Source organism: Nocardia spumae (genome assembly GCF_020733635.1).
Taxonomy (GTDB): domain Bacteria; phylum Actinomycetota; class Actinomycetes; order Mycobacteriales; family Mycobacteriaceae; genus Nocardia; species Nocardia spumae.
Window position 1 is genome coordinate 6,735,418 of sequence record NZ_JAJFZL010000001.1, and the last position, 24,718, is coordinate 6,760,135.

At 68.1% G+C, this 24,718-nt stretch carries 26 protein-coding genes, 1 tRNA gene and 1 riboswitch; of the genes, 11 read left to right on the forward strand and 16 right to left on the reverse strand.

From position 1 onward, the window contains the following. Positions 1–7: 7 nt before the first annotated feature. The 3 genes from tilS to LKD76_RS30110 are packed head-to-tail and all read right to left on the reverse strand — an operon-like array spanning position 8 to position 3,539. The gene (gene tilS / locus LKD76_RS30100) at positions 8–997 is read right to left on the reverse strand and encodes a tRNA lysidine(34) synthetase TilS (protein ID WP_227984746.1); all 990 of its coding nucleotides are present in this window, start codon (positions 995–997) and stop codon (positions 8–10) included. Then, a complete protein-coding gene (locus LKD76_RS30105; protein WP_227984747.1) occupies positions 994–2,097 on the reverse strand; it encodes an Rv3626c family coenzyme F420 biosynthesis-associated protein in 1,104 nt (367 codons plus the stop codon). Before LKD76_RS30105 ends, tilS begins: the two co-directional genes overlap by 4 nt. Before the next feature lie 14 nt (positions 2,098–2,111). After that, complete coding sequence (locus LKD76_RS30110; protein WP_227985477.1) at positions 2,112–3,539, reverse strand: D-alanyl-D-alanine carboxypeptidase/D-alanyl-D-alanine-endopeptidase; 1,428 nt, start codon at positions 3,537–3,539, stop codon at positions 2,112–2,114. Between the two features lie 267 nt (positions 3,540–3,806). Between LKD76_RS30110 and ppa the strand changes: the two genes are divergently transcribed. Further along, positions 3,807–4,298, forward strand: coding sequence for an inorganic diphosphatase (gene ppa / locus LKD76_RS30115; RefSeq protein ID WP_227984748.1), 492 nt, complete (start codon positions 3,807–3,809; stop codon positions 4,296–4,298). Between the two features lie 60 nt (positions 4,299–4,358). Here the strand turns inward: ppa and LKD76_RS30120 are convergent, their stop codons facing one another. Further along, positions 4,359–5,180 (reverse strand): crotonase/enoyl-CoA hydratase family protein, encoded by an 822-nt coding sequence (locus LKD76_RS30120; protein WP_227984749.1) that lies wholly within the window; start codon positions 5,178–5,180, stop codon positions 4,359–4,361. 170 nt (positions 5,181–5,350) lie between these two features. Between LKD76_RS30120 and LKD76_RS30125 the strand changes: the two genes are divergently transcribed. Both LKD76_RS30125 and LKD76_RS30130 read left to right on the forward strand, forming a co-directional pair. Beyond that, positions 5,351–5,815, forward strand: coding sequence for a flavin reductase family protein (locus LKD76_RS30125; RefSeq protein WP_227985478.1), 465 nt, complete (start codon positions 5,351–5,353; stop codon positions 5,813–5,815). 96 nt (positions 5,816–5,911) lie between these two features. Beyond that, positions 5,912–6,025, forward strand: a riboswitch (SAM riboswitch). A gap of 50 nt (positions 6,026–6,075) precedes the next feature. Beyond that, complete coding sequence (locus LKD76_RS30130; RefSeq protein WP_227984751.1) at positions 6,076–7,485, forward strand: aminotransferase class V-fold PLP-dependent enzyme; 1,410 nt, start codon at positions 6,076–6,078, stop codon at positions 7,483–7,485. A 3-nt stretch (positions 7,486–7,488) separates the two neighbouring features. Here LKD76_RS30130 and LKD76_RS30135 read toward each other — a convergent pair whose 3' ends face one another. The 3 genes from LKD76_RS30135 to LKD76_RS30145 are packed head-to-tail and all read right to left on the reverse strand — an operon-like array spanning position 7,489 to position 8,823. Beyond that, a complete protein-coding gene (locus LKD76_RS30135; RefSeq protein ID WP_227984752.1) occupies positions 7,489–7,692 on the reverse strand; it encodes a hypothetical protein in 204 nt (67 codons plus the stop codon). A gap of 18 nt (positions 7,693–7,710) precedes the next feature. Beyond that, positions 7,711–8,163 carry a DUF2752 domain-containing protein gene (locus tag LKD76_RS30140; RefSeq protein ID WP_227984754.1) on the reverse strand — a complete coding sequence of 151 codons (453 nt, stop codon included), beginning with the start codon at positions 8,161–8,163 and terminating at the stop codon, positions 7,711–7,713. A gap of 45 nt (positions 8,164–8,208) precedes the next feature. Further along, complete coding sequence (locus LKD76_RS30145) at positions 8,209–8,823, reverse strand: TetR family transcriptional regulator (RefSeq protein WP_227984756.1); 615 nt, start codon at positions 8,821–8,823, stop codon at positions 8,209–8,211. A gap of 108 nt (positions 8,824–8,931) precedes the next feature. Between LKD76_RS30145 and LKD76_RS30150 the strand changes: the two genes are divergently transcribed. The 3 genes from LKD76_RS30150 to LKD76_RS30160 all read left to right on the forward strand — a co-directional run bounded on the left by LKD76_RS30150 (position 8,932) and on the right by LKD76_RS30160 (position 11,997). Continuing rightward, positions 8,932–9,720, forward strand: a complete 789-nt coding sequence (locus LKD76_RS30150; RefSeq protein ID WP_227984758.1) for an SDR family oxidoreductase — start codon at positions 8,932–8,934, stop codon at positions 9,718–9,720. A gap of 184 nt (positions 9,721–9,904) precedes the next feature. After that, positions 9,905–10,420, forward strand: a complete 516-nt coding sequence (locus LKD76_RS30155) for a L,D-transpeptidase (RefSeq protein WP_227984759.1) — start codon at positions 9,905–9,907, stop codon at positions 10,418–10,420. A 167-nt stretch (positions 10,421–10,587) separates the two neighbouring features. After that, positions 10,588–11,997: an acyltransferase domain-containing protein gene (locus LKD76_RS30160; protein ID WP_227984761.1), complete on the forward strand. Its 1,410-nt coding sequence runs from the start codon at positions 10,588–10,590 to the stop codon at positions 11,995–11,997. A gap of 21 nt (positions 11,998–12,018) precedes the next feature. Here LKD76_RS30160 and LKD76_RS30165 read toward each other — a convergent pair whose 3' ends face one another. Next, entirely contained in the window at positions 12,019–12,375 is a 357-nt protein-coding gene (locus tag LKD76_RS30165; RefSeq protein ID WP_227984763.1) for a YrdB family protein, read from the reverse strand. 199 nt (positions 12,376–12,574) lie between these two features. Continuing rightward, positions 12,575–12,937: an ArsR/SmtB family transcription factor gene (locus tag LKD76_RS30170; RefSeq protein WP_227984765.1), complete on the reverse strand. Its 363-nt coding sequence runs from the start codon at positions 12,935–12,937 to the stop codon at positions 12,575–12,577. A 94-nt stretch (positions 12,938–13,031) separates the two neighbouring features. On the opposite strand from LKD76_RS30170, the gene LKD76_RS30175 reads away from it, so the two are divergent. The 5 genes from LKD76_RS30175 (at position 13,032) to LKD76_RS30195 (ending at position 17,171) form a co-directional block, all read left to right on the forward strand. Then, positions 13,032–14,975, forward strand: a complete 1,944-nt coding sequence (locus LKD76_RS30175; protein ID WP_227984767.1) for a heavy metal translocating P-type ATPase — start codon at positions 13,032–13,034, stop codon at positions 14,973–14,975. Between the two features lie 481 nt (positions 14,976–15,456). Beyond that, positions 15,457–16,023 carry a DUF5994 family protein gene (locus tag LKD76_RS30180; protein WP_227984768.1) on the forward strand — a complete coding sequence of 189 codons (567 nt, stop codon included), beginning with the start codon at positions 15,457–15,459 and terminating at the stop codon, positions 16,021–16,023. A 35-nt stretch (positions 16,024–16,058) separates the two neighbouring features. Then, on the forward strand, positions 16,059–16,538 hold the full coding sequence (locus LKD76_RS30185) for a DUF5994 family protein (protein WP_227984770.1): 480 nt from the start codon (positions 16,059–16,061) through the stop codon (positions 16,536–16,538). A gap of 29 nt (positions 16,539–16,567) precedes the next feature. Further along, positions 16,568–16,738 (forward strand): hypothetical protein, encoded by a 171-nt coding sequence (locus tag LKD76_RS30190; RefSeq protein ID WP_227984772.1) that lies wholly within the window; start codon positions 16,568–16,570, stop codon positions 16,736–16,738. Positions 16,739–16,778: 40 nt separating this feature from the next. Next, positions 16,779–17,171, forward strand: coding sequence for a hypothetical protein (locus tag LKD76_RS30195; protein ID WP_227984773.1), 393 nt, complete (start codon positions 16,779–16,781; stop codon positions 17,169–17,171). Positions 17,172–17,255: 84 nt separating this feature from the next. On the opposite strand, the gene LKD76_RS30200 is transcribed toward LKD76_RS30195, so the two are convergent. From LKD76_RS30200 to LKD76_RS30230, 7 genes are all read right to left on the reverse strand, one after another. Continuing rightward, the gene (locus LKD76_RS30200; RefSeq protein ID WP_227984775.1) at positions 17,256–17,615 is read right to left on the reverse strand and encodes a hypothetical protein; all 360 of its coding nucleotides are present in this window, start codon (positions 17,613–17,615) and stop codon (positions 17,256–17,258) included. A 417-nt stretch (positions 17,616–18,032) separates the two neighbouring features. Continuing rightward, entirely contained in the window at positions 18,033–18,461 is a 429-nt protein-coding gene (locus LKD76_RS30205; protein ID WP_227984776.1) for an ester cyclase, read from the reverse strand. A 371-nt stretch (positions 18,462–18,832) separates the two neighbouring features. Further along, positions 18,833–18,908, reverse strand: a tRNA-Thr gene (locus LKD76_RS30210). A gap of 73 nt (positions 18,909–18,981) precedes the next feature. Next, a complete protein-coding gene (locus LKD76_RS30215; protein WP_227984778.1) occupies positions 18,982–19,539 on the reverse strand; it encodes a YdeI/OmpD-associated family protein in 558 nt (185 codons plus the stop codon). Positions 19,540–19,755: 216 nt separating this feature from the next. Beyond that, a complete protein-coding gene (locus LKD76_RS30220; RefSeq protein ID WP_227984779.1) occupies positions 19,756–20,964 on the reverse strand; it encodes a DNA polymerase III subunit delta' in 1,209 nt (402 codons plus the stop codon). 51 nt (positions 20,965–21,015) lie between these two features. Next, complete coding sequence (gene topA / locus LKD76_RS30225; RefSeq protein WP_227985479.1) at positions 21,016–23,895, reverse strand: type I DNA topoisomerase; 2,880 nt, start codon at positions 23,893–23,895, stop codon at positions 21,016–21,018. A 445-nt stretch (positions 23,896–24,340) separates the two neighbouring features. Continuing rightward, a complete protein-coding gene (locus LKD76_RS30230) occupies positions 24,341–24,547 on the reverse strand; it encodes a cold-shock protein (RefSeq protein ID WP_011206895.1) in 207 nt (68 codons plus the stop codon). Positions 24,548–24,718: the final 171 nt, after the last annotated feature.

Below are 24,718 nucleotides of genomic sequence, written 5' to 3' on the forward strand. Positions count from 1 at the left end.
CGGGTCGTTATCGTGCGAACGCCAACGTCAGCCTGCCACGTTCGCGCCTGGCAACCAACCTGATCCCCGGCATTCCTCCGCCGACCGCGACACCGCCCTGACCGTGCCAATCGGTGACCAGCGCCTCGACCGCCCGTAAATGCTTGTCCGTCAGGGCTTTTGCGCCACCCTCCGTCAACCAGGCACGCACGACGCGGCGACGGATAGCCGGTGGCGCCGTGGCGAGTATCTCGACCGACAGCGCCGAACCATCGCGCGCATCGGACAGCAATTGTTCGGCAATCGAATCCAGCACCTCGCCGTCCTCGCGCAGCTGCGCGGCGGTGCGAGCCAGAGCGGGCCCCACCCCACCGCCGAGGATCTCCTCGAGCAGCGGCAGGGCCTCGGTGCGCAATCGGACGCGGGTGAATTCCGGGGCGGCGTTGTGCGGATCCTCGTGCGGACTCAGGCCGAGGTCGCGGCACAGCTGCCGCGTGGTGGAACGCCGCACGCCCAGCAGCGGCCGTCCCCACGGCTCGGCGAATGCGGCCATCCCCTGCAGCGACCGCTGTCCCGAACCACGCGCCAAACCCAGCAGCACCGTTTCCGCCTGATCATCGAGGGTGTGGCCCAACAGCACCGGCAAACCGTCGCGGGCCTGCTCCAGCGCCTCGTACCGAGCGTGCCGCGCGGCGGCCTCCAACCCACCCGGACCGCTCACCGCGACCCGGCACACCCGCGCCGCGCGGCAGCCCAACTGCCGGGCGGCCGCGGCGGCATCGGCGGCCACCCGCGCGGAACCGTCCTGCAATCCGTGATCCACGATCACCGCGTCGACAGCCACCGCCTCGACGGCGGCGGCCGCGGTGAGTGCCAGCGAATCCGCCCCGCCCGACAGCGCGACGGCGACCGTGCCCTGTGGCCGATAGCGCTCCAGCCACTCCCGCACCGCGTGCCGCAGTTCGAGCGCCGCCGCCGTTTCCGGCAGGAATCGAGCGTTTCCGCCTGGCGGCCTCACCCCAGGACTCGGTCGATCCACCGGTGCGGGGCGCTGATCTCCTCCGGGCGCGGCAAGGTTTCGGCGTCGGTCCAGACGGTGTTGAAGCGCTGCATGCCGACCTTGTCGACGACCTCGTCGACGAACGCCTTCCCGCGAACGTACTGCGCGACCTTGGCATCGACACCGAGCAGGGCGCGCAGCAGCCGCTGAATCGGATTGGCCGGACGACGACGGCGCTGATCGAAGGCCTCCCGGATCTGGGCGACGGTGGGAATCACCGCCGGGCCGACCGCGTCCATCACATGATCGGCGTGCCCCTCGAGCAGGGTGCCGAGCGTCAGCAGCCGATCCAGGGCCGCGCGCTGCGGCGGCGGCTGGGTCGCGCGCAGCAGACCGAGTACACCACGATCGGCGGGGTCGTCACCGACGCCGTTGTCGCGGCGGCGGCGCACCTCCTCCAGCAGGCGCGTCAGTACCTCGTTGAGCGGTTCGTCACCGACGGCTCCGAGGGTGTCGACGTTCTGTTTCATGTAGTCGGCCAGCCACGGCGCCGAGGAGAACTGGACCCGATGGGTCACCTCGTGCAGGCAGACCCACAGCCGGAAGTCGCTGGGCGACACCCCCAGTGCGCGTTCGACGGCCATGATGTTGGGCGCCACCAGCAGCAGGGTGCCGTCCGGACCGGTGAACGGGTCGTACTGGCCGAGAATCGCGGTGGACAGGAATGCCAGCATCGCGCCGGCCTGCACGCCCGCGGGCTTCCCCGCGAAGCGGCCGCGTTCGTCGTTGTCGGTGGCACCGGTGAGTTCGGACATCGAGGCGGCCGCGGCGAGAATCCAGCCACGGCGATCGACGATGGTGGCCGAGGGCACCGGCCGATCGTCGGCGAGCAGGCTCACCTCGCGCACCGGCCCCTCGGCGCGCACAGAGGCGTCGGCCAACTCCTCGACGACCTGTTCGGCGGAATACCGAGTGGTGCGGGGACCCGATGGGACGACGGCACTGCCGGTCCGCGCCGCCAGCCGCCAGTCGACCGAGCCCGCGAGCACCGATCGTTTCCCGGCGGTGGTGTCGTCGGCGGTGGTTCGACCCGCTACGGGGTCATCGGATCCGGTCATCTCGTTCCTACCCGTCAGGAGCAGCCACAATTGCGCAGTGTGGTGGCGACCGCGTCCAATGCCGGGCGGCTGGCCTCGGGAGGCCGGTCGTTCGACATCAGCGCGAAGGTCATGACACGTCCGTCGCGATCCAACACATATCCAGCCAACGCACTCGACACCGACAGAGTTCCGGTCTTGGCACGCACCCAGCCCGCCGCCGAACGTTGCGGACCGCCGTCGACGAACCGCACCGCCAGCGATCCGGAGCCTCCGGCGACCGGCAGATAGTCCAGCAGCGGCGCCAGCGGTGAGCCCACCCCGGACGCGTCTCCGGTGTCGACGACCGGCGGTGCCGAGGTGCCGGTGGTCGCCGAGGTGCCGGCGGGTGTGGACGCGGCGGCCTCGGCCAGAATCCGATCGAGTAGCGCCGCCGGCACCCGGTCGTCGGTGGACAACCCGCTGTTGTCGATCTGGGTGACGCCGGCGGTGTCGAAGCCGGCGGCGCGCAGCGCCGTCAGGGTGGCGGCGGCGGCCCCGGCGAACGACTGCTCCCCACCCGTCGCCGCGGCGATCTCCCGGCCGATGGTCTCGGCCAGCACATCGTCGGAGTGAACCATCATGTCGCGCAGCCGATCCCGCAGTTCGGCGGAATCCACATGGCCCAGTTCGGCGGCGCCGGCCGCGGCCTTACCGGAACGCACCTTCGCCGGATCGGCTCCGAGTTCCAGGGCCAGGCGGCGACCGGCATCCAGCGCCGGAGTAGCCGAACGCGGCGAGTACTCGACCAGCGGATCGAGGCGCCCGCCGTCGATCATGACCGGTTCGATCGGTGCCCAGGAACCACCGGCGATATCGACCGGATCCCAGCCGGCGGGCCAGGTCGGACCCGAATACACCGAACTGTCGACCACGACCGTGTCGACCGGATGTCCGGAGGCGCGAATCTGGGCCACCAGATCCGACAGCTTCGGCCCGTTCGGGTAGTAGCCCTTACCGTCGGCCTGCGCCGTCAGCGTCGGATCGCCCCCACCGACCAGCACCACCTCACCCGGCGCCGAACCGGCAACCACCCGCGTGGTGACCCTGTGGTCGGGCGGCAGGACCAGCAGAGCCGCGGCCGCGGTCATGACCTTCAGCGTGGAGGCCGGGATCATCGGCTTCTCCGCATCGGCACTCCACAGGGTGGAGCGGGTATCGGGATCGGAGACCGAGCCGGCGAAGTTGCCGAGATCCGGGCTCGTCACCACCGGGCCCAGCGCGTTCGCCAGTCCCTGCCGGGTCGCTTCGGGGGCGCCGGCCGCGGCGGGAGTCACCTGCGGGAAGGGCTTCACGGGCGCGGGGGGCGCGGCTATCGTCAAACCGCCGTGCCGGAACTCCTCGGTCCACGGTCGCACCGTCACGGCGACGACCGCGACGACCGCGACGGCGACAACGATCGCGACCAGCACCGCGACCCACATATTGCGGCGTCGGCGAGCAGCCAGCCCGCCGATGTTCTGCCTACCTCGACCTACCACGTGACAGCTGTCTCCCTATTCACCCCGTGCGAGGCGGACGCTCCCTGCCGCACCCATGCGCGCATCGACCACACTATCCTCACCTCGCCGGGGTTCCCCCGAACGAGCTGGCGAGTCGGCAGGCCCGCCGCACGAGCGGGCGAGCCGGAGGCATACCGCACGAGCCGGCCGTACCGCACCCACCGCATACGTATCAGACAAGGAGATGACGTGGAGTTCGACGTCACCATCGAGATCCCCAAGGGGCAGCGCAACAAGTACGAGGTCGACCACGAAACCGGTCGCGTGCGCCTGGATCGCTATCTCTACACGCCGATGGTCTACCCGGCCGACTACGGCTACATCGAGAACACCCTGGGCTCCGACGGCGACCCGCTGGACTGCCTGGTGCTGCTGCCGGAGTCGGTGTTCCCCGGTGTGATCGTGGAGGCCCGCCCGGTCGGCGTGCTGCTGATGAGCGACGAGGCCGGCGGCGACGAGAAGGTCGTCGCGGTTCCGGCCGGTGACAAGCGCTGGGATCACATCCAGGACGTCAACGACATCCCGGAGTTCGACCGCAAGGCCATCGAGCACTTCTTCGAGCACTACAAAGACCTCGAGCCGGGCAAGTGGGTCAAGGTCGACGGCTGGGACGGCCGGGCCAAGGCCGAGACCCTCACCACCGAGGCGATCGCGCGGCTGCAGGAGCAGGGCGGCCACTGATTCGCGCCGGGCGCTCGCGGGACGTACCCGCCCCGCGAGCGCCGTCGTGACTACCGGCGACTACTTACCGCGGAAGACCGGCTCCCGCTTCTCGAAGACGGCCTTGATGGCCTCGGTCAGATCCTCCGAGGGCAGGAACGCCGCGTTCCACGCCGAGACGTAGCGCAGGCCGTCGGCCACCTTGCCGGATGTCGGCTGGTCGAGCACATCCTTGATGCCCTGCACCACCAGCGGCGGATTGGCCGCGATCTCCTCGGCCAGCGCGTGCGCGGCGGCCAGCACCGCGTCCTGATCCGGGTGGACATCGTTGACCAGGCCGATCTTCTCGGCCCGCGCCGAGTCGATGTCCTTACCGGTGAAGGCGAGTTCGCGCAGGTGCCCCTCGCCGATGATGCCCGGCAGCCGGTGCAGCGAACCGATATCGGCGACAATCGCGACCTTCGCCTCCCGCAGGCTGAAGGTGGCCTCGGCACTGGCCAGGCGGATATCGGCGGCGGCGATCAGATCGAGCCCGCCGCCCACACACCAGCCGGAGACGGCCGCGATGACGGGCTTGCGGCAGTCGGCGACCGCCGTCACCGACTGCTGCATGCGGCGGATCTCGTAGAGGAAGTCGGTGCGCGGCGCGGCCAGGGCCTTCTCACCCAGCAGCGGCCCGAAGGTCGGGCTCATGGCGGGCAGGTCCAGGCCGTAGGAGAAGTTCTTTCCCGAACCGGTGAGCACGATCGCCCGAATGGCGGGATCCGCGTCCAGCTCACCGAAGACCTGGGGCAGTTCGCTCCAGAAATCCGGTCCCATCGCATTGCCCTTACCGGGTCCGGTCAGCGTCACACGCGCGACGGAACCGGTGCGCTCGACGACGAAAGCCTTCCAATCAGTCATTCGTCCAGCGTATCGGGGCAGTTCGCGCTCTCGAGGACAGCGGTCCGGATTACGCGCACGAGGGCAGGACGTAGGTTGGAACTGTGAGCAGTTCCCAGCGACCCGACGCCGAGGTCGCCGATCTCGGCCCCACGCACGACGGCGTCACCGCGGCGCAATACCGATCGGCCATGCGGCACTATCCCGCGGGAGTGACAATCGTCACCCTGAGCCGACCGGACCGGCCGGTGGGCTTCACCGCCACCTCGTTCGCCTCGCTGTCCCTGGATCCGCCGCTGATCTCGTTCAACATCGCGCACACGTCCTCGTCCATCGAGGCGATGTCGGAGGCCGATTCGGTGGTGGTCCACTTCCTCGGCGAACACCAACAGCATCTGGCACAACGGTTTTCCCGCACCGCCGATCAGCGTTTCGCCGACGCCGACCTGTGGTCGACGCTCGACACCGGCGAGCCGGTCCTGCACGGCACGCCGATCTGGGTGCGCGCCACCGTCCATCGATTGATTCCGATCGGCGATCACACACTCGTAGTCGGCCTGGTGACCCGGGTGCACGACGACACCGGCGACGGGCCGATGCGCAACCCGCTGCTGTACTACAACGGCACGTACCACCGTCCGGCCGGATTGGACTGAGAAACAACACTTTTCGCGCTGTCCGCCCGTCCGCGGCAGCGGCCCGGCCACTCCGGTGCTTGACAATCCCCGACGAGTTCTGTCAGTCTCGGATCAGGTCATGAGTACCAGTGTCAAGCCCCGGCTCGCTGGTCGGCAACCCTCCTCCGCGGTGGGGTGCTCCGGGTGACGACCTGGCCGCTGTTCGACCGAACACGGCAAGCGCGGACTCCGATCCTCTTCCCAATATCCGGAGTCCCTGAACGACAGGGATTGTCCCGATGAGCACTGCTGTGTCCACCACCGCCGTCACCGAAACCGCGGTGTGCGCCGATTCCGGCTGCGCCGGCACTACGAGCCGGGCCTGCCGCACCGGCGATCCCGTGGCTCGGGTTTCGGGCTGCGATCTTCGAGTTCCATTGGTACAGGGCGGTTTCCGCACCTATGCCAATTTCGATTACGCCGCGAGCGCACCCGCACTCGCCCAGGTCACCGACCGGGTGAACGAGTTGCTCCCGTATTACGCCAGCGTGCACCGTGGCGCCGGTTACGCCTCCCGGATCAGCACCGATTGCTATGAGGGAGCGCGCGTTTCGGTAGCGCGCGCGGTGAACTGCGCCGACGATCAGGTCGTGGTGTTCACCCGCAACACCACCGATTCACTGAATCTGCTGGCGACCTGCGTGCCGGGCGACACCGTGGTGCTCGATATCGAACATCACGCGAACTTCCTGCCCTGGACGCGGCGCGGCCGCCGGGTGGTGCGCGCCGCCGACACCGTCGCCGAGACACTGCGCCGGATCGACGCCGAGCTGTGCGCCGAACCCGCTGCGCTGCTGGCGATCACCGGCGCGTCCAATGTGACCGGCGAGGTGCTGCCGCTGGCGGAACTGACCGCGATCGCGCATCGGCGCGGTGCGCGCATCCTGGTCGACGCGGCACAGCTGGCTCCGCATCGCCGGATCGATCTGCGGTCGTTCGCCTCCGAGGAGTCGGGCGGCACCGGAATCGACTATCTCGCCTTCTCCGGGCACAAGCTGTACGCGCCGTTCGGCGCCGGAGTACTGGTCGGCCGCCGGGACTGGCTCGATGCGGCGCCGCCGTATCTGGCCGGCGGCGGTGCGGTGACCGCTGTGACCACCGAGGACGTCCGGTGGACCCGCGCACCTCAGCGCCACGAGGCCGGCTCTCCGAACGTCCTGGGTGCGGCCGCGGTCGCGGCGGCCTGTGAGACGCTCCGCGCACTCGACGACCAGGCCGTCACCGATCACGAGCGGCATCTGATCACTCGGCTGCGCGCGGGTCTGAAAACCGTTGCGGGCGTACGGCAACTGCGGATCTTCAGCGACAGCGCCGACAGTGTCGGCATCGTGGCGTTCACCGTCGACGGTGTCGAACCCGGCCGGGTCGCGGCGTATCTGTCGGCCGAATACGGCATCGGCGTGCGCGACGGCCGGTTCTGCGCACACCCGCTGGTGCAGCGGCTGGGCGTCGACGGCGCGGTGCGCGCCAGCATCGGCCTGGGCACCTCGGTCGCCGACGTGGATCGGCTGATCGAGGCGTTGAGCCGGCTGGTCCGCCACGGCTCGCTGTGGACCTACACCCGCACCGACGGACAGTGGTCACCGACTCCGGAAACCCGCCCGGGCCTGACCGACACGCATCCTGTCGCGGCGCCCTGCACGAACTGAGCGTCAGGGCACCAGATACCGCGCCGCCAATTCCTCCACCAGCGGATCGCCGTCGGTGACGGCCTCGAGCGCCTCGAGATCGTTCTCGATGGCGATCTGGCGGGGATCGTCTTGTTCGGGGTCCGGCGTGCCGTCCTCGTTCAGTTGGCGCAGCATCTTCTCACGCACGCGCGACTTCAACGAATCAGCCTGGTTCGAGTGGGCCATAGTTATCAGCATGCCCGGCTAGACCGGGGCCAACCAGGTGCCGAACGGCATGTTGCGTATCACGGTGAACACCACCAGCGCACCGATCAACCACCACTGCGCGCGACCACCGAGGGTGAACGGGAACGCCGTCTCCGAACGCCCACGCCACCGCCCGACCGCCCACCTGCCCCACCACAGCACCAGCGTGAGCAGCAACGGGAGCAGGAAGACGTTGCTGTGCAAGGCATCGACCAATCGCCCCTCGGTGAGGTTGTGCACGGCACGCAACCCACCGCAACCGGGGCACCACCAACCGGTCAACTCGTAGAACGGGCAGAGTCCGTACGACCCGTGGGTGTGTGGATCGCGCACGTGCAGCACCGTCGCGGCCCCCACGGCCGCACCCGCGACCAGTAGCGGCATACCCACGGTGCGCCAGCCGGTACGCAGCCCCGGCGGGTGAGCGGGCGGCCGATGCGCGATATCCACAACCTCACGGTAATCGGCCGACGCCGCCGATCGCCAGAGCACGGGTCATCGGCTCCGTGCGGTGACCGGCGCGGTGAGGGTTCCGGCGAGCATATCGATCACCTCGGCCCATGCCTCCCGGTCGTCGGCGGCCACGCGCCCGGCCTCCACGGCCCGCTCGTGATCGGCCAGCAGCGAGAACAGAACGGTGGTCAGGCTGCGCAACCGCCGATGCCGCAGCCGCGGCGGCAGATCGGCCAGCGCGCCGTCCAGGCCACTCACGATCACCCGCACGGACGTGCGCTCGTCACTGGCCAGATTGGCCGCGTCCGACACCGCGGGATGGGTGCGAATCTGTTCGAGAAACCGTGCGTAGTAGGACGTCTCGTCCCGCGCGCCGAGCTCGAACATCGGGATCACCAGGGCATCCAGCAGAGTGTGCACCTCGTCGGCGGTCGCTGCCGGGCGTTGCGCGAGCAGCTCCAGCCGGCGCACCTCCAGAGTCGCGAGCCGCTGCCGGACCACCGCTTCGACGAGTCCGTCCCGGGAACCGAAGTGGTACGGGATCGCGGAGTTGTTGCGCTGCCCGGCGGCGGCCGCGATATCCCGCAGCGGCACCAGATATCCGCGCTCGGCGATCAGTCGTTCGGCTGCCGCCATCAAACGCTCTCGGGCACTCATCGCTTCCACGCTGTGCACAATAAGCCCCACCAGGGATTTGAGTGTTAGTTCTTGACAGTTAAGAATAAATTCTTAACACTGCGAAGACCACTACGAGAGGACCTCGCGATGATCCTGGACAAATTCCGCCTCGACGGCCGCGTCGCCGTCGTCACCGGCGCCGGACGCGGTATCGGCGCCGCCACCGCCATCGCTCTGGCCGAAGCCGGAGCCGATGTGGCGATCGCATCCCGCACTCGAAGCCAGCTGGACGCGGTCGCCGAGCAGATCCGCGCCACCGGCCGGCGCGCCCTGCCCGTACCCTGCGATCTGTCGGATCTGGACGCGGTCACGGCGCTGGCCGACACCACCGCCACCGAACTGGGCCGCATCGATATCGTGGTCAACAACGTGGGCGGCACCATGCCGAATACCTTCCTGACCACGTCGCCGGAATTCCTCGAGGAGGCCTTCCGCTTCAACGTCTCCACCGCCCACGCCCTGACCCGCGCCGCGGTTCCGCACATGCTCGCCGGTGACGGCGGATCGGTGGTCAACATCTCCTCGATGATGGGTCGCGCACCCGGCCGCGGCTTCCTCGCCTACGGCACCGCCAAGGCCGCCCTGGCGCATTGGACCCGGCTGGCCGCCGCGGACCTGTCGCCGCGGATCCGGGTCAATGCCATCGCGGTGGGCTCGGTCCTGACTTCGGCACTCGAGGTGGTCGCACAGAACCCGGAGGTCAAGGCGCGAATGGAAGCCGACACGCCGTTGCACCGACTCGGCGACCCCACCGATATCGCCGCGGGCATCGTCTATCTCTGCTCCCCCGCGGGCAGTTATCTCACCGGGAAGATCCTGGAGATCGACGGCGGTATCGCGGCACCCAACCTCGAACTGGGCTTGCCCGATTTGTGATGTCCGATCGGACGCGAACCCGGACTTTTCGCCACCATCGGTCGCGACGACGGTTCACAATGATCAACAACGCACTGTGATCGACGACATATCGATCGCATACGGTGCCGTCCCAGCTTGTCGACGAGGAACGCCCGCAGGTCCGGCCCGGCCGGACTCGGGCCGGTCAGAGAGGTCGGACGATATGAACTGGACGAGCATCATTCGATGGACGACCCGGACGGCGGCCGCGGCCGCGATCGCGGCCGCGGGATTCGCCGTCACCGTGCCCGCGGGCGCCGACCCGGTGTGGCCCGGTGGGCCCGATCTTCCCGGCATCCCGCAACTCGTACCCGCACCGCCCGGCCAGATCTCCGCCCCGTGCTCGACCGCCGCCCGCGCCTGCCTGCGACTGTCCACCAACGAGGGCTGGCTGATGGACAACGGGCGGGTGGTCTACGGCCCGACTCCCATCTCGCACGGCCGCCCCGGCTACGAGACTCCGCCCGGCGTATTCCACGTGGCGTTCAAGGAGCCGTATCACTGGAGCACCATGCACAACGCGGAGATGCGCTGGGCGGTCTTCTTCAACGGCGATATCGCCACCCACATCGGGCCGATCGAGGAGAAGTCGCACGGCTGCATCCGTATGACGCCGGAGGGCGCCAAGGCCTTCTACGACTACGTGAACCCGGGTGACGTCTTCGAAGTCGTGCCCTGATTCCGTCTTCCGACCCGCGGCCCGCGGATTGTCCGCGAGCCGTGGGTCGCGTCCGCGCCTGAGCCCCCCGGTCCGGTCCGCCGCATCCCCACCGGTGGACGACGAATAGATTCGAGGGCGAACAGTTGGTGCCGGATGCAAGGAGGCGGATCATTTCCAGCTACAGGTTGCCGGATGGACAGGTCCCCGTCGTACTGTCAGCGGAGACTCCGGAGCTGCTCCGCAGCGAAGCCGCGGCCCTGCGCGCCTATGTCACCGACCACTCCGACGCCGGCATCGATCAGATCGCGGGCACGATGTTGCGCTACCGCACGGTGCGCCCCCACCGCGCGGTAGCCGCGGTCTCCGGCCGCGACGATCTGCTGCGGCTGCTCGACATCCTGCTGGCCGGCGAATCCGACCCGAACCTCGTGCGCGGCGACGGATCCGCCACCGGCCGGCGGTTCGGCTTCGTATTTCCCGGTCAGGGCAGTCAGCACCCCGGTATGGGGACACTCTTCTACGAACGTTCGACGGCCTACCGCACCATGGTCGACGACTGCGCCGCCCTCCTCGAGGAGGAGCTCGCCGCCCCCGAACCGCTGCGGTACCTGCTGGGCGACGAGACCCACAGCGATCGAATCGGTGTGGTCCAACCGGCGCTGTTCGTACACACCGTCGGCCTGGCCGCGATGTGGCTGGCGGCGGGGGTCACCCCGTCGGCCGCCGTCGGCCACAGCCAGGGCGAGCTGGCCGCGGCCGCGATCTGCGGGTACGCCACCCTGCGCGATGCGCTGGTAGCTACGAAGGTGCGGGCCGACCTCATCTCCGAACACGCACCCGGCGGCTACACCATGGCAGTCCTGGGCGTCGATATCGACGAATGCGAATCCCTCATCGCACACGACATCGGATGGCTGAAGCTCTCGGTCGTGAACTCACCGCATATCGTCGCGATCTCCGGCCTGCGTCCCGAGGTCCTGCGAATCATCGACACCGTCCGTGAAAGCGGCCGATTCGCGAAGGAGATCCGGGTCGAATACCCCGCGCACACCGAGATCGTGGCCCCGTACCGCGATATCGCCGTCCACGGTGTGCGAGAGCGGCTGTTCGAACGCCAGTTCGCCGACTCCGATATCCCGCTGTTCGCCGCGACCATCGGCGACCGCATCCCGAACGGCCTGCCGCAGGCCGAATTCTGGTTCCTGAACCTGCGCAACCGGGTGCGCTTCGATCGGGCGACCATCGCCGCGGCCGACAGCGCCGACATCTTCATCGAGTTGTCCGACAATCCGATGCTGTCGCTGGCGATCCAGGAGAACCTGTCCATGGCGCGCGACGAGCGTGCGCCGGGAGCGGATCCCCGCGTGGTCGCGACCTCTCGTCGTGACGCCACCGACTTGGGCGCGTTCACCCGCAACCTGCTCGCCGTCGCGGTCCACGACCTGAACTTCCGCTGGGACACCCTGGTCGACGGCACCGGGACCAAACCCGGACCTGCTGTCCTGCCGGGCTTTCCGAAACGCGCCACGGTCGAATCGACCGCATCCGAGGACATCCCCGGCTGGGTCGTGCCGCCCGACGATATTCGGGAATGAGAGTCTCGGGCGATTCACCGCTCACGCGGACAGATGGCCGGCCTTGATCGCCACCAGATTCGCGATGACCACAATCGCGAAGACGGCCGCGGTCGTCCCGTAGCCGATACTCCACAACGCGGCGGTGGCCCCACCGAACACCACCACCTTGGTGGCGACCGCCAGCACCGGAATGTCGAATGCCGCCTTCGGCGCGGCGAACAAACCCCAGACCACCGCCGCGGCCAGTGGTGTACCGACCGCCAGGACGACCTTGACCGCCGTCGAATCGGCGATCTTCCAACCCCACAGCGCCAGTGCCGCGAGCGCCGCCAACTCCACCGCGAATGCCAGGGTGAGGTTCGCCCATTTCCACAGTTCCTGCATGTCCGCTCCCATATCTAACGAGAGCATCGCTCTCTAATGAGAGAAGTGTCCACGGAAGATGGGCCTGTTGTCAACAGGTATGCGCGGACAGCGCAGACATCACGGTTCGCCCCGGACGGTCGATCGAGACGGACTTTCCGGCATCACCTACCGGCGACAGCCGAATCTTTCCGAGCGACAAGGAATTTCGCGGCAAGCTCGGGGCGAGCAGTCAGCCCGCGGTCATCGGGCGGTCGGCGAGGCCGAGCCGCAGATGCTCGCTGTGATACACGGCCTCATCGAGCAATTGGGCGACATGGTTGTCGTAGAGGCTGTAGACGATGCTGCGACCGGCTCGGGTACCGGCGACGAGACCGAGATTGCGCAGCAGTCGCAGCTGATGCGACACCGCGGACTGCTCCATCCCCACCGCTTCGGCCAGTTCGGAAACCGGTCGCGGCCCCTGCCGCAGTTCGGTGAGAATCAGCAGCCGGCTCGGAGTGGCCAGGGCCTGCAGGGTGGTCGCCACATGCGCGGCAGAGTCGGCGTCCAGCCGGGCGGCCGGTCGATCTCGGCCCTCGACCCCATGTCCCATAGTGGTGCAGTTTAGCCCACCAGCATTCATGAAGACCTCTTCACATGTTCTGTTATTCTCGGGTCGTTCCCCGCCCACCCATCCGGAGGTTCACGTGGCCGCCCCGTCCGCAACCACGACGCGTCCCGCCGCGCCCACCGCCACACCGGCTCGCCGGACCCGCGCCTTCGAACTTCCCGAAATACGCTGGGCCGCGGTCGCTCTGCTGCTCTTCGCGGCGGGATCGGCGGCCCGGCTCCTGCACCTGCCGACCGAACTGTGGTGGGCGTTGTATCTGGGCTGCGCTGTGTCCGGCGGCTGGGAACCGGCACTGGCCGGGCTGCGCGCACTGCGCGCCAGGACGCTCGATGTCGATCTGTTGATGGTGGTGGCCGCGATCGGCGCCGCGGCGATCGGGCAGATCCTCGACGGCGCACTGCTGATCGTCATCTTCGCCACGTCCGGCGCACTCGAAGCCCTGGCGACAGCGCGAACCGAGGATTCCGTGCGCGGACTCCTGGATCTGGCCCCGGAGACGGCGGCCCTGATCGGCCCGGATGGTGACGAAAGATCGGTCCGGGCCGCCGATCTCACGGTCGGCGACCTGATTCTGGTGCGCCCGGGTGATCGCATCGCCGCCGACGGTTCGGTGGTCGCCGGTGCGAGCGAGGTCGACCAGGCCACCGTCACCGGTGAATCCATGCCGGTCGACAAGTCGGCCGGCGACGTGGTGTTCGCCGGAACCCTCAACGGCACCGGCGTATTACGAGTGCGAGTGCGCCGCCGGTCCGAGGACTCCGTCGTGGCCCGCATCGCCGGACTGGTGGAACGGGCCGGGCGGACCAAGGCGCGCACACAACTGTTCATCGAGCAGGTCGAGCAGCGCTATTCGGCGGGGATGGTCGCCGCCACTCTCGCCGTATTCGTCATACCGCTCATTTTCGGTGCGGCGCTGCGTGATTCGTTACTGCGCGCCATGACCTTCATGATCGTGGCCTCACCGTGTGCGGTGGTGCTGGCCACCATGCCACCACTGCTCGCCGCGATCGCCAACGCGGGCCGGCACGGCGTCCTCGTGAAGTCCGCGGTGGTGATGGAACGCCTGGGAACCACCACCCGCGTGGCCTTCGACAAGACGGGCACGCTCACCCGCGGGGTGCCCGAACTCGCGGAGATCCGAGTCCTTCCGGACTGCTCGCTCACCGAGGATCAGATCCTGCGCCGCGCCGCCGCCGCGGAATATCCCAGCGAACATCCCCTGGCAGCCGCCCTCGTACGAGCTGCCCGGCGCCGCGGGACGGTGCTGCCGATCGCCGAGAATTTCGGCGCACAACCGGGACGTGGCGTCTCCGCACTGGTCGACGGGGAGCTGGTCGAGGTCGGATCCCCGGCCGCACTGCCGGATTCGATCACGTCCGCCGCGAACGCCGCGGTCGAGGAGCTACGCCTCGCGGGCCGTACCGCGGTGGTGGTGCGTTGTGAGCGGACACCCGTTGCCGTGCTCGGTCTCACCGATGAGCCCCGGCCCGAGGCAGCCGCCACGATCGACGCCATCACCGCAACGATCGACCCATCCCCCGTACTTCTCACCGGCGACAACCTCGCCACAGCCCGGCAACTCGCCGCCGGACTCGGCATCTCCGAGATCCGGGCCGAACTCCTGCCCGACGACAAGGTCGATGTCGTCCGGGAACTCGCAACCGCGGGCGCCGCGGTCGCCGTCGTCGGCGACGGCATCAACGACGCTCCCGCACTGGCCGCCGCACATGTCGGAATAGCCATGGGCGGCGCGGGATCCGATCTCACCCTGCAGACGGCGGACGCGGTCGTCGTCCGCGACGATCTGACCACGATCCCGTCCGTGATCGCCCTGTCCCGCCGTGCTCGCCGCGTCGTGGTCGCCAACCTGGCGATCGCCGCGACATTCATCGCCGCCCTGGTCGTCTGGGATCTCGCGGGCGACCTCCCGCTGCCGCTGGGCGTCGCCGGACACGAGGGTTCCACCGTCATCGTGGGCCTCAACGGCCTGCGGCTGCTGAGCCGGCGAGCCTGGCGATAGACAGCGCCGATCCGGGCGCGGCGGGCTGCGGCTCGAGGGGCCTCACCGGCCGTGATCTCCCGGAACCGGATGGACACGGCCGGCCTTTTCCCGTAGCGTCGAGGCAGATACCCGGCCTCGTGCAGCGGACGGCAGGCCGTCGGGGCCCAGTCGACGCTTCTCATCCGGAGACGGACCATGGTCATGGCCGTGGTGCACGGGATCGTAGACCGAGTACACGCAGCGAAATCCGCTGCGACACATTTCGCGACACGTAGGGACGTGTCACCCGAACGCTTCGCTGATGCGCCCGACCGCATAGAACGAACGCTCACCAGTGGATTCGAACGCTGATCCGATTATCGTCGCCCATCGGCCGGCGCCGGTCCACACCACCTGCGCACGCAGGTCCCGAACAGGAACGAATGGCTATTGCCGAGGTCGCGGCGCTGCCGAGGTTCCCATAATGCGGCCGATTCGCGGCCGAGTCAGGAGCGTCGGCATGATCCGACCGAACAATCACCTGCCCAGCTTCCATCGCGTGGAACGCGACAACAGCGCGCGTGTGCAGCTGAAGAGCTACGCCGTGAAAACGGGGTATGTCGACGGCGCGTGGTGGCCGCGCAGTACCGATCTGAGCATCGAGCTGCCGGGGCTGCTCGCCGTCGTGTCCGCCCAACTCGGCTCGATCCACCGCGTCGTCTACGACGCCGACGATTGGACCCCGGCCGCACTACAACTCAGCTGGGCCGGGCGTACGGTCCGTCTCGACGCGAACCGGCACGGCACCGCGCACACCATCGAGGTGATCGGCACCCGGGACTGGCGCCAGATCCTGTTGATCATCCCGCCGGCCACCGATGTCCACCGCGCGCACTCCGTGCTGGCGGCGGCCTGCCGCTCGAACGACGAATCGACAGTCGACGAGCTGCTGGCCCCGCTGACCAGGCGCACCGGCCGAGCCGCCGCCCTGCGACGGTGGCGCAACAGCGGAACCACTCGTGAATTCGACAAGCCGCGCGGCACGCACTCGATACCCGCCTCCGCGCTCACCCCGAACACCCCCTAGACGGAGTCGGAGACGACCGAGAGGACGTGGTGTGTGTGACATTCCAGCAGTTCGACTCCACCACTGCGGTACCCGGTTTCCCGCCGCTTCGCGCCCGGATAAACGCGGCACCACCGCACACCGGCTGGTTCGACGGCGGATGGTGGCCCTACGGTGACGATCTCACCGCTGAGCTACCACCGCTGCTCGCGGCGCTGACGGCCCTGGTCGGCACCGTGCACCGGGTGATCTATCACCCCGGTGACTGGGACAGCGCGACAAGCGGTTTCGATACCGACACCACCTGGGTGCGGCTCGACGGACTCCCCCGCAAACCGGCACACACCGTCGACGTCCTCGGGGTTGCCGGCGCCAGAATCGGCCTGCTGGTTGTGCCTGCGCGAACCCCTGACAACCTTGCCCGCGCCGCCCTCGAAACGGCGGCGACACCCGGCGACACCTCCCGGATCGAAGACCTTCTCGAGCGATGCGACGACACCCTCGGGCTACGGGCCACCGATACCGAGAATCGCTGACATCCCACCCACTATCGAAAGAAACAGCCATGAACGACGAACAACTCGGCCGACCTCAACTGTTCAGTCACCAGGATGTGATCACGGACAGCGCCCCGGCCACCGCGGCACGCACCGATCTGCGACCGGTATTCCTTGCCGTGGCCGAACCCGAGGCGCGCCGCACGCGCGAGCCGTCACACCGCACCGAGACACGATGAATCCAGCCGCAGGGGCCCCCTCGGCGCGGGGCTGACCCGGATGCATCCCCGAGATGTGCAGATCGGGCACACCTATGCGGTGCTCGTCCCAGCTCGACTACCGGCCGGACGTTATCCCGACCGCGACCGGCTGGGCACATCGACGTGGATGATCGATTTCCTCGCCTGCGTCCGGTACCGCCTCACGGTCACCGGTATCGACGACGCCGCCGGACCCGCGGCAGTCGACGGCCTGCGGATGATGATCCAACCCGGGTACGTCGCGATCGATCTGACCGGCGACCAGGTCACCGCAGCCGGGCTGGTGCCGGACCGGCGATACCGATTGGTGGGGTCGCTGTGCGATTCCGCCGGGCGCGCGGTGTTCCTGCCCGACCTGGAACCGGTCCGAGTGCCGGCGTGGTGGCTGCATGCGACCGGGAACGGCGTCTGACAACCAACTGTTGTCCAGCCGTGCTGGGCGCCACCGAACAGCCGATACCGATCGAGCACAAGAGCCTTCGCATACCCGCATTCGTCACTGCCCGGGGATGCGGCAACGATCGGTCGTCACTTCCAACTGGCCGGTGATGATGTTCGTGTGGATGAACACCGTGCCGTTGCAGATGTAGGCAAGGTCGTCATCCGTGGGCTGGATGAGAACTGCTTCCTCGATCTTCCCGCTGGTGGGCGCGCCCGGACCGGCCTGGCAGTTCTGCCCGGTGATGGCCTTGGTTCCGTCGTGTCCCGTCACACCGAACCCTTGCTCCCCGATGTCGCAGGTGTAGACCGGCAGCGGACCGGGCTGGTCGGCTGAGGCTGTCGGTGCCCACACTGTCACCGCGGCCGCGAGGAGGGCTAGGGGCACAAGGGCCCGGGCAGAACGAGAAACACGCATTTTCGACCTCCTGGGTTGTCGTACCGATCCGGTCGTGCCGCCACGAGGCCTGTTTCTCCCCGCGACAGCGCAAGAAACTCGCTGGACAAGCTGATCGACAGGCCAGTCGCGCTCACGCGGCGGCGCCGGGCAGACAACCCCGACGCGACCACAGTAGGCGCACCGCCTGCACCGGCCGAAAGGTCCGCTCACCCCGGCATGTCCGGCCCACGAACCCGCGCCCCGGCCACCGGAACTCGTCACGTGCTGCTACCCCTTCGGGCCGTTCGACAACCGACCGATTTCCGACAGCGCTGCACGGCGGATTGGGTGTGACTCGCGGCGGAAAGTGGCGATGTCTTCGCGCCGTCAACTGGCGCCGGCGAGGCGAAACGCAGGTTGGTGGTCCGTGGCCGATTCCGGTATGCCGCTGGGCTGTCAGATGGCGGTGACGCCGAGCTGCTCGAGCAAGGTCAGATTGTCGAAGTAGGCGTCGGTCTCCACGATCTTGCCGTTTCGAACTCGGGACATTCCGATTTGGGTGTAGTCGACTCGGTTTCCCGTAGCCGGCACGCCGCGCGGCGTACCGCGGTGTGTGCCTGTGATGTTGAGCCGGAACCAGACCTTGTCGTCCCCGGCGATCATGTCCTCGATCGTGAAAACGACATCGGGGAGCGCCTCGAAGTATTCGAGCAGGAATGGCTTGTAGTCCTCGAGGGTGAATGTGTGGCCGAACTGCCGGGAAAAACCGGTGAACCGGCAGTCCGGCGCGAAGCTGGACCCGCGCCACCCGACACCGCGAGAACACCCCCACTTCCCGCCACGAGCGACAGCTTGGGCGACGACATCGCCACGACCGGCAGCCAATCCCGAGGTTCGGCATCGACGGTTTCAGAGCGATATCAGCAAGCCGGTCGAAGACTGCTTCCGGTGGCCCCATCGTGTGGAGTCGACGAACGAGACGGGCTGCACGCCGACGTTCGCATCCCGAAATGCGCAGGTGCCGGTGAAGGTCGCGCGGTGGAAGCCGACGCCTTCGAGGTAGGCAGTGCCGAAGTCGAAATCACTTGCCGACCAGCCGCATTCGGCCTCCGGGCGGCGATGACGCGGACCATTCGCGGGCGGCCGGCGCTGCTCTGTTTCGGTGACCGGCGGGGGAATCTCCCGCCCCTTGGCACATTCTCGGCACACCGGGCGGGTTCCGGCGAATGCCAGAGGGCCGAAACAACCCTCCGACCTGGAGCCGCCTGGGGGAATCGAACCCCCGACCTTTTCATTACGAGTGAAGCGCTCTACCGACTGAGCTAAGGCGGCATGCCTTTCGGCGGTGCGAGTCTATCGTCTCGGGCGGCCGAACACGAAAACGGCAGGTCATCGCAGGGCGGTGTCAGGTCAACGCGGCCATGATCTCGGCCAGTCTGCGGGCTCTGGTGGTGGGTGTCCGAGCCTTGAGCAGGGGCAGGACCAGCAGGTAGCGAGCGGTCCGATCCAGGGCGTCGAATCGATCCGCCGCGGCCGGGACGGCAGCCAGAGCCTCGGTCAGCTGGGCGGGAACGGGCGCCGTGCGCTGCGGGGCGTAGGCGGCGTCCCAGCGGCCGTCCGCGCGGGCGGCCTCTACTTCGGCGACGCCGGGCGGACGCATCCGGCCGGCGGCGATCAGGGCCTCGGCGCGCGCGACATTGACCTGGGACCATGTGCTGCCGGGCCGCCGCCGGGAGTAGCGCTGCAGAAACGAGCGCTCATCGTGGGCACGTCGGTGACCGTCGATCCAGCCGTAGGACAGGGCCACTTCGGCCGCCCGGTCGATGGTGATCAGGGGCGCGGCCGATCCCTTGCGGGCAATCATCAGCCAGGCCGCACCCTCGTCCAGGTGGTGATCGTCCAGCCAATCGGCCCAGGCGGTGGCATCGGGAAAACAGTGGATGGCAGTGAGTCCTCGTGACACGGTCCGTTCCTTTCGTCGACCACCATGCTGCTCGTTGAAGTGATCAACTTCTGAGCACTTTTGCGGGACATCGTTGGCCGTGGGCCACACCGCTGTCAGCGGACGTCTCGGGCGGCCGGCGCGCCGACATCGAGACACGGAAATGCGCACGAAAACACAAGGGCGGCAACGATATCGACGAAACCGGACTCGAGGTGACGCGGGGGCGACGTCCCGTCAGGCGGATCGAGCCGCGATGAGACCCGCGACCATGGCGGCTATCGCGAAGCGGGGTTTCACGTTGAGGTCCAGGGCTTCACGACAGGACAGCACAGCCTCGATGGAACGCAGCAGACCCTCGGGGCGCATCTCGTCGGCCAGGTCGCGGATCTCACCGGACAGATCGGGATGGGTGAAGGTGACCGTGGCGGCGGGATGCGCGGAGTTGCCGAAGCGCAGGGCCAGCGCGTCGCGATACAGACCAGCCACATCGATCAGTGCCCGATCCAACGCATCGCGACTGGTGCGGGTGGCGCGTGACTTCTGGCGGCGTTCGAGCTCCTTCAGCACGCCGGCGGAACCACGGGTGGCCGAGGCGGCGCCCTTGCCGGTGCCGCCCGCGCCCAGTGCCGTCGCGAGTTCGTCGCGCTCACGCTCATCACGTTCGGTGCTGACCTGCTTGGCCTCTTCCTCGGCCGACTTGACCAGTTCGTCCCCCGCGGCATAGGCAGCGGCCGGGCGGGCCACGGCGGACACCAGCGACAGTGCCCGAGTGCGGCGGGTGCGTGCGTGTTCGTCGGTGGCCAGCCGTCGCGCACGCCCGACATGTCCGCCGCTCACCGACGCCGCCCACTCCGCCTGCTGCGGAGGCAGCCCGTCGCGTTCACGCAGCACCTGGGCGATGGCCTCCACCGACGGCGTCACCAGATGTACGTGCCGACACCGGGAACGCAGCGTGACCGAGATGTCCTCCGGATCCACCGACGGCGCGCACAGTAGAAAGACCGTCCGCTCGGGCGGCTCCTCGACGACCTTGAGCAATACGTTGCCCGCGGCCTCGGTCAACCGGTCGGCATCCTCGATCAGCACCACCTGCCAGCGCCCGGTACTCGGGCGGCGGGCCGCCACCTGCACGATCTCGCGCATCTCCTTGGTGCCGATGCTGAGCCCCTCGGGAACCACCCGCCGGACATCACCGTGGGTTCCGGCCATGGTGGTGGTGCAGGCGTGGCAGTGCCCGCAGCCCGGCGATCCCGGGTCCATACACTGCAGCGCGGCCGCGAAGCACAGGGCCGCAACGGATCTGCCGGATCCGGGCGGACCTGTGAACAGCCACGAATGCGTCATCGCCGAGGAGGTCGCCCCGGCGCGTGCCGCCACGGCGGCGGCGGTCAACTCGGACTCGACAGAGTCCTGGCCTACGAGCCGATCGAAGACACCTGCCACGTGCTACACCCTAATCGGCCGCACCGACAGACCCCTCCGAGTACCGCCCCGCTACGAGTCGGCCTGCGCCTTCTCCGCGGCCTTCGCGGCCGGCGCCTTCTTGGCCGCGGTCTTCTTCGCGGCTGTCTTCTTCGCCGTGGATTTGGCCGCCGTCTTCTTGGCCGCCGTCTTCTTGGCCGCCGTCTTCTTGGCCGTCGACTTCGCGGCAGCCTTCTTCGCGGGCGCCTTCTTCGCGGCCTTCTTCACCGGTCCACGCGCGCGGCGATCGGCGAGCAGTTCCGAGGCCCGCTCGTCGGTGATCGACTCCACCTCATCGCCCTTGCGCAGGCTGGCATTGGTTTCGCCGTCGGTGACGTAGGGACCGAAACGCCCGTCCTTGATCACCATCGGCTTATCCGTCGCCGAGTCCTTACCCAACTCCCGCAACGGCGCCGCGCTGGCGGCCTGCCGGCCCCGGCGCTTGGGTTCGGCGTAGATCTTCAACGCCTCGTCCAGCGTCACGGTGAAGATCTGGTCCTCGGTGGCCAGCGAGCGCGAATCGGTGCCCTTCTTCAGATACGGGCCGTAACGTCCGTTCTGCGCGGTGATCTCGTCACCGGATTCGGGATCCTTACCGACGACCCGCGGCAACGACAGCAGTTTCAGCGCGTCCTCGAGCGTGATGGTCGACAGATCCATCGACTTGAGCAGCGATCCGGTCCGCGGCTTGGGTCCGGCCGCCTTCTTTGCGCCCTTCTTCGCGTCGAGATCGGCCTCCGGCTCGGGCAGGATCTCTGTGACGTACGGGCCGAAACGGCCCTCCTTCGCCACGATCCGATGTCCGGTCTCGGGATCCACGCCGAGTGGACGTCCCTCCTGCGGGGTCGCGAACAGCTTCTCCGCTATCTCGGGCGTCAGCTCGTCCGGCGGCAGATCATCGGGCAGGTTGGCCCGCTGGGAGACCGGGTCGCCGTCCGGATCATCCGGGTTCTGGACCATTCGCTCGAGATACGGTCCGAAGCGCCCGACCCGAACCACGATGTCGCGGTCCTGATCATCGGTGAACATCTTGATCGAGTTGACCTCGCGGGCGTCGATATCGTCGAGACGCTCGCCGACCATCGCCTTGAGCCCACCCGATCGCGCCACCGACCCCTCGGCGCCGTGGTCCCCGCCGAAGTAGAAGCTCGACAACCAGTTCCCGCGCTGTTCGCGGCCACCGGCGATCGCGTCGAGATCGTCCTCCATGGCCGCGGTGAAGTCGAAGTCGACGAGCCGGCCGAAGTACTCCTCCAGCAGACCGACCACCGCGAACGCGACCCACGACGGCACCAGCGCGTTACCGCGCTTGTAGACGTAACCGCGGTCGAGAATCGTCTTGATGATGGAGGCGTAGGTCGACGGGCGACCGATACCGAGTTCTTCGAGCGCCTTGATCAGCGAGGCCTCGTTGTAGCGCGGCGGCGGATTGGTGGTGTGCCCGTCGGGCGTCAGTTCGGTGGCATTGACGTCCTGGCCCTCGCTCAGCGCCGGAAGCCGGGACTCGGCGTCATCGGATTGACCGCCGGAATCCTCGTCGACACTTTCCACATAGGCCTTGAGGAAGCCCGCGAAAGTGATCGTGCGGCCGGAGGCCGAGAACACGCACTCCTCGCCGGTACCGGCCCGGCCGGTGATCCGCACCGTGAGCGTGGTGCCGCGCGCATCGGCCATCTGCGAGGCGACCGTACGCTGCCAGATCAGCTCGTAGAGCCGGAATTCGTCCTGATCCAACCGGGCGTGCAGCTGGCCCGGAGTGGCGAAGGTATCGCCCGCGGGACGGATCGCCTCATGTGCTTCCTGGGCGTTCTTGACCTTGCGGTTGTACTGGCGCGGGGTCGGGTGCACGAACTCCGGGCCGTACAGCTGGGTGGCCTGGGCCCGCGCGGCGGTGATCGCCGACTCCGACAAGGTCGTGGAGTCGGTACGCATGTAGGTGATGTAGCCGTTCTCGTACAACCGCTGCGCGACCCGCATCGTGCGCTCGGAGCCGAACCGGAGCTTGCGCGCCGCCTCCTGCTGCAAGGTCGAGGTCATGAACGGCGCGTACGGCCGGCGGGTATAGGGCTTGGACTCGACCGAGGAGACCTGGAAGTCCGCGTTCTCGAGGGCCGCGGCCAGTCGGCGCGCGGCGGCCTCGTCGAGAACGGTGACCCCGGAGCGGGTCTTGAGCTGCCCGTCGGATCCGAAATCCCGGCCGCCCGCGACGCGCGCGCCGTCGACCGTGACCAACCGGGCACCGAAGACCCGGGGATTGGCCTGATCCGTGTCACCGCCGCCGGCATCGAATTTCGCCGCGATATCCCAGTACTCCGCGGACCGGAACGCGATCCGCTCCCGTTCGCGCTGTACGACGATGCGGGTGGCCACCGACTGGACACGCCCCGCGGACAGGCGCGGCATGACCTTCTTCCACAGCACCGGACTGACCTCGTAGCCGTAGAGGCGGTCGAGGATGCGCCGGGTTTCCTGGGCGTCGACGAGGTCGTTGTCCAGTTCGCGGGTGTCGGCGGCCGCGGCGCGGATGGCCGGTTCGGTGATCTCGTGGAACACCATTCGCCGCACCGGAATCTTCGGCTTGAGCGTTTCCAGCAGATGCCACGCGATGGCCTCGCCCTCGCGGTCGGGGTCGGTGGCCAGATACAGCTCGTCGGCGTCGCGCAGCAAGGTCTTCAGCTCGGAGACCTTGGCCTTCTTATCCGGGCTCACGACATAGATCGGCTCGAAATCGTGATCGACATCGACGCCGAGCCGGGCCCAGGACTGTCCTTTGTATTTGGCCGGCACATCGGCCGCGCCACGCGGTAGGTCACGAATATGCCCGACGGACGCCTCGACCGTATAGCCCCGGCCCAGGTAAGGCGCGATCTTGCGCGCCTTGGTCGGCGACTCGACGATGACGAGACGGCGCACGAGACGCCCCCGCCCGGCTGCGGCCGACGTATCGGGCCCGTCGGAGTCCGCATCGGGAGTCGGTGATGCACCGCGGTCTCGTGTTGCCACCGGCGAACACACCTTTCCTGTCGACCCACGCGGCGCAGGCGCGCGACGCGCGGCTGGGGCAGAGAGGGAGAGACAAATGTCTCCCGCCAGAGACGTTTATACCGTGTTTCGCTGTCGCGGAGCCCGTACCGCGGGCTTGCGACCCAGATGTCCCAGCTGTTCTGCCTGGCACTCCCCCGTGCGTACCGTCCGCGTCGATATGGGCTGCGAACTGCAGAAAAACACCTTCTTCTGACTATACGGCCAGTGCGAAACGCCCCGGTTTTCGATCGAGTCTACTTCCCCCGAATATGACTCGTCCCTCACCGCGCGAACGCGGTGAGGGACGAGAGTTCAGACCTGTTGGGTTACTCGCTCAGCTGAGCGCACGAACTCCGGTGGCCTGCGGGCCCTTGGTGCCCTGGCCGACCTCGAATTCGACCTTCTGGTTCTCCTCGAGGGTGCGGAAGCCCGACCCCTGAATCTCGGAGTAGTGGACGAAGACGTCAGCGGAGCCGTCCTCGGGCGCGATGAAGCCGAACCCCTTCTCCGCGTTGAACCACTTCACAGTTCCCTGTGCCATTCTGTTCCTTCTCTTTCCATACCGGAACGGCGGACTAGTTAGGTTGATCCACCGGGTCCGTTCCGACCGCTGTACTCTGTTCCCCCTGCAGGAAGCATCAAGCACACCGTTCGCAACATCGATCCTGCTGATGGTTTGGACCTTTGATCCGTTCCCTCGAACACAGAAGCT

Bases quoted from the DNA above. Each gene is read 5' to 3' on its own strand.
- LKD76_RS30155 (WP_227984759.1), top strand. From the start codon at position 9,905: ATGAACTGGACGAGCATCATTCGATGGACGACCCGGACGGCGGCCGCG.
- LKD76_RS30110 (WP_227985477.1), bottom strand. From the start codon at position 3,539: ATGTGGGTCGCGGTGCTGGTCGCGATCGTTGTCGCCGTCGCGGTCGTC.
- LKD76_RS30230 (WP_011206895.1), bottom strand. From the start codon at position 24,547: ATGGCACAGGGAACTGTGAAGTGGTTCAACGCGGAGAAGGGGTTCGGC.
- LKD76_RS30145 (WP_227984756.1), bottom strand. From the start codon at position 8,823: ATGAGTGCCCGAGAGCGTTTGATGGCGGCAGCCGAACGACTGATCGCC.
- LKD76_RS30190 (WP_227984772.1), top strand. From the start codon at position 16,568: ATGAACGACGAACAACTCGGCCGACCTCAACTGTTCAGTCACCAGGAT.
- LKD76_RS30180 (WP_227984768.1), top strand. From the start codon at position 15,457: ATGATCCGACCGAACAATCACCTGCCCAGCTTCCATCGCGTGGAACGC.
- LKD76_RS30130 (WP_227984751.1), top strand. From the start codon at position 6,076: ATGAGCACTGCTGTGTCCACCACCGCCGTCACCGAAACCGCGGTGTGC.
- LKD76_RS30135 (WP_227984752.1), bottom strand. From the start codon at position 7,692: ATGGCCCACTCGAACCAGGCTGATTCGTTGAAGTCGCGCGTGCGTGAG.
- LKD76_RS30170 (WP_227984765.1), bottom strand. From the start codon at position 12,937: ATGGGACATGGGGTCGAGGGCCGAGATCGACCGGCCGCCCGGCTGGAC.
- LKD76_RS30150 (WP_227984758.1), top strand. From the start codon at position 8,932: ATGATCCTGGACAAATTCCGCCTCGACGGCCGCGTCGCCGTCGTCACC.
- LKD76_RS30165 (WP_227984763.1), bottom strand. From the start codon at position 12,375: ATGGGAGCGGACATGCAGGAACTGTGGAAATGGGCGAACCTCACCCTG.
- LKD76_RS30200 (WP_227984775.1), bottom strand. From the start codon at position 17,615: ATGCGTGTTTCTCGTTCTGCCCGGGCCCTTGTGCCCCTAGCCCTCCTC.
- LKD76_RS30195 (WP_227984773.1), top strand. From the start codon at position 16,779: ATGCATCCCCGAGATGTGCAGATCGGGCACACCTATGCGGTGCTCGTC.
- LKD76_RS30125 (WP_227985478.1), top strand. From the start codon at position 5,351: ATGCGGCACTATCCCGCGGGAGTGACAATCGTCACCCTGAGCCGACCG.
- LKD76_RS30120 (WP_227984749.1), bottom strand. From the start codon at position 5,180: ATGACTGATTGGAAGGCTTTCGTCGTCGAGCGCACCGGTTCCGTCGCG.
- LKD76_RS30105 (WP_227984747.1), bottom strand. From the start codon at position 2,097: ATGACCGGATCCGATGACCCCGTAGCGGGTCGAACCACCGCCGACGAC.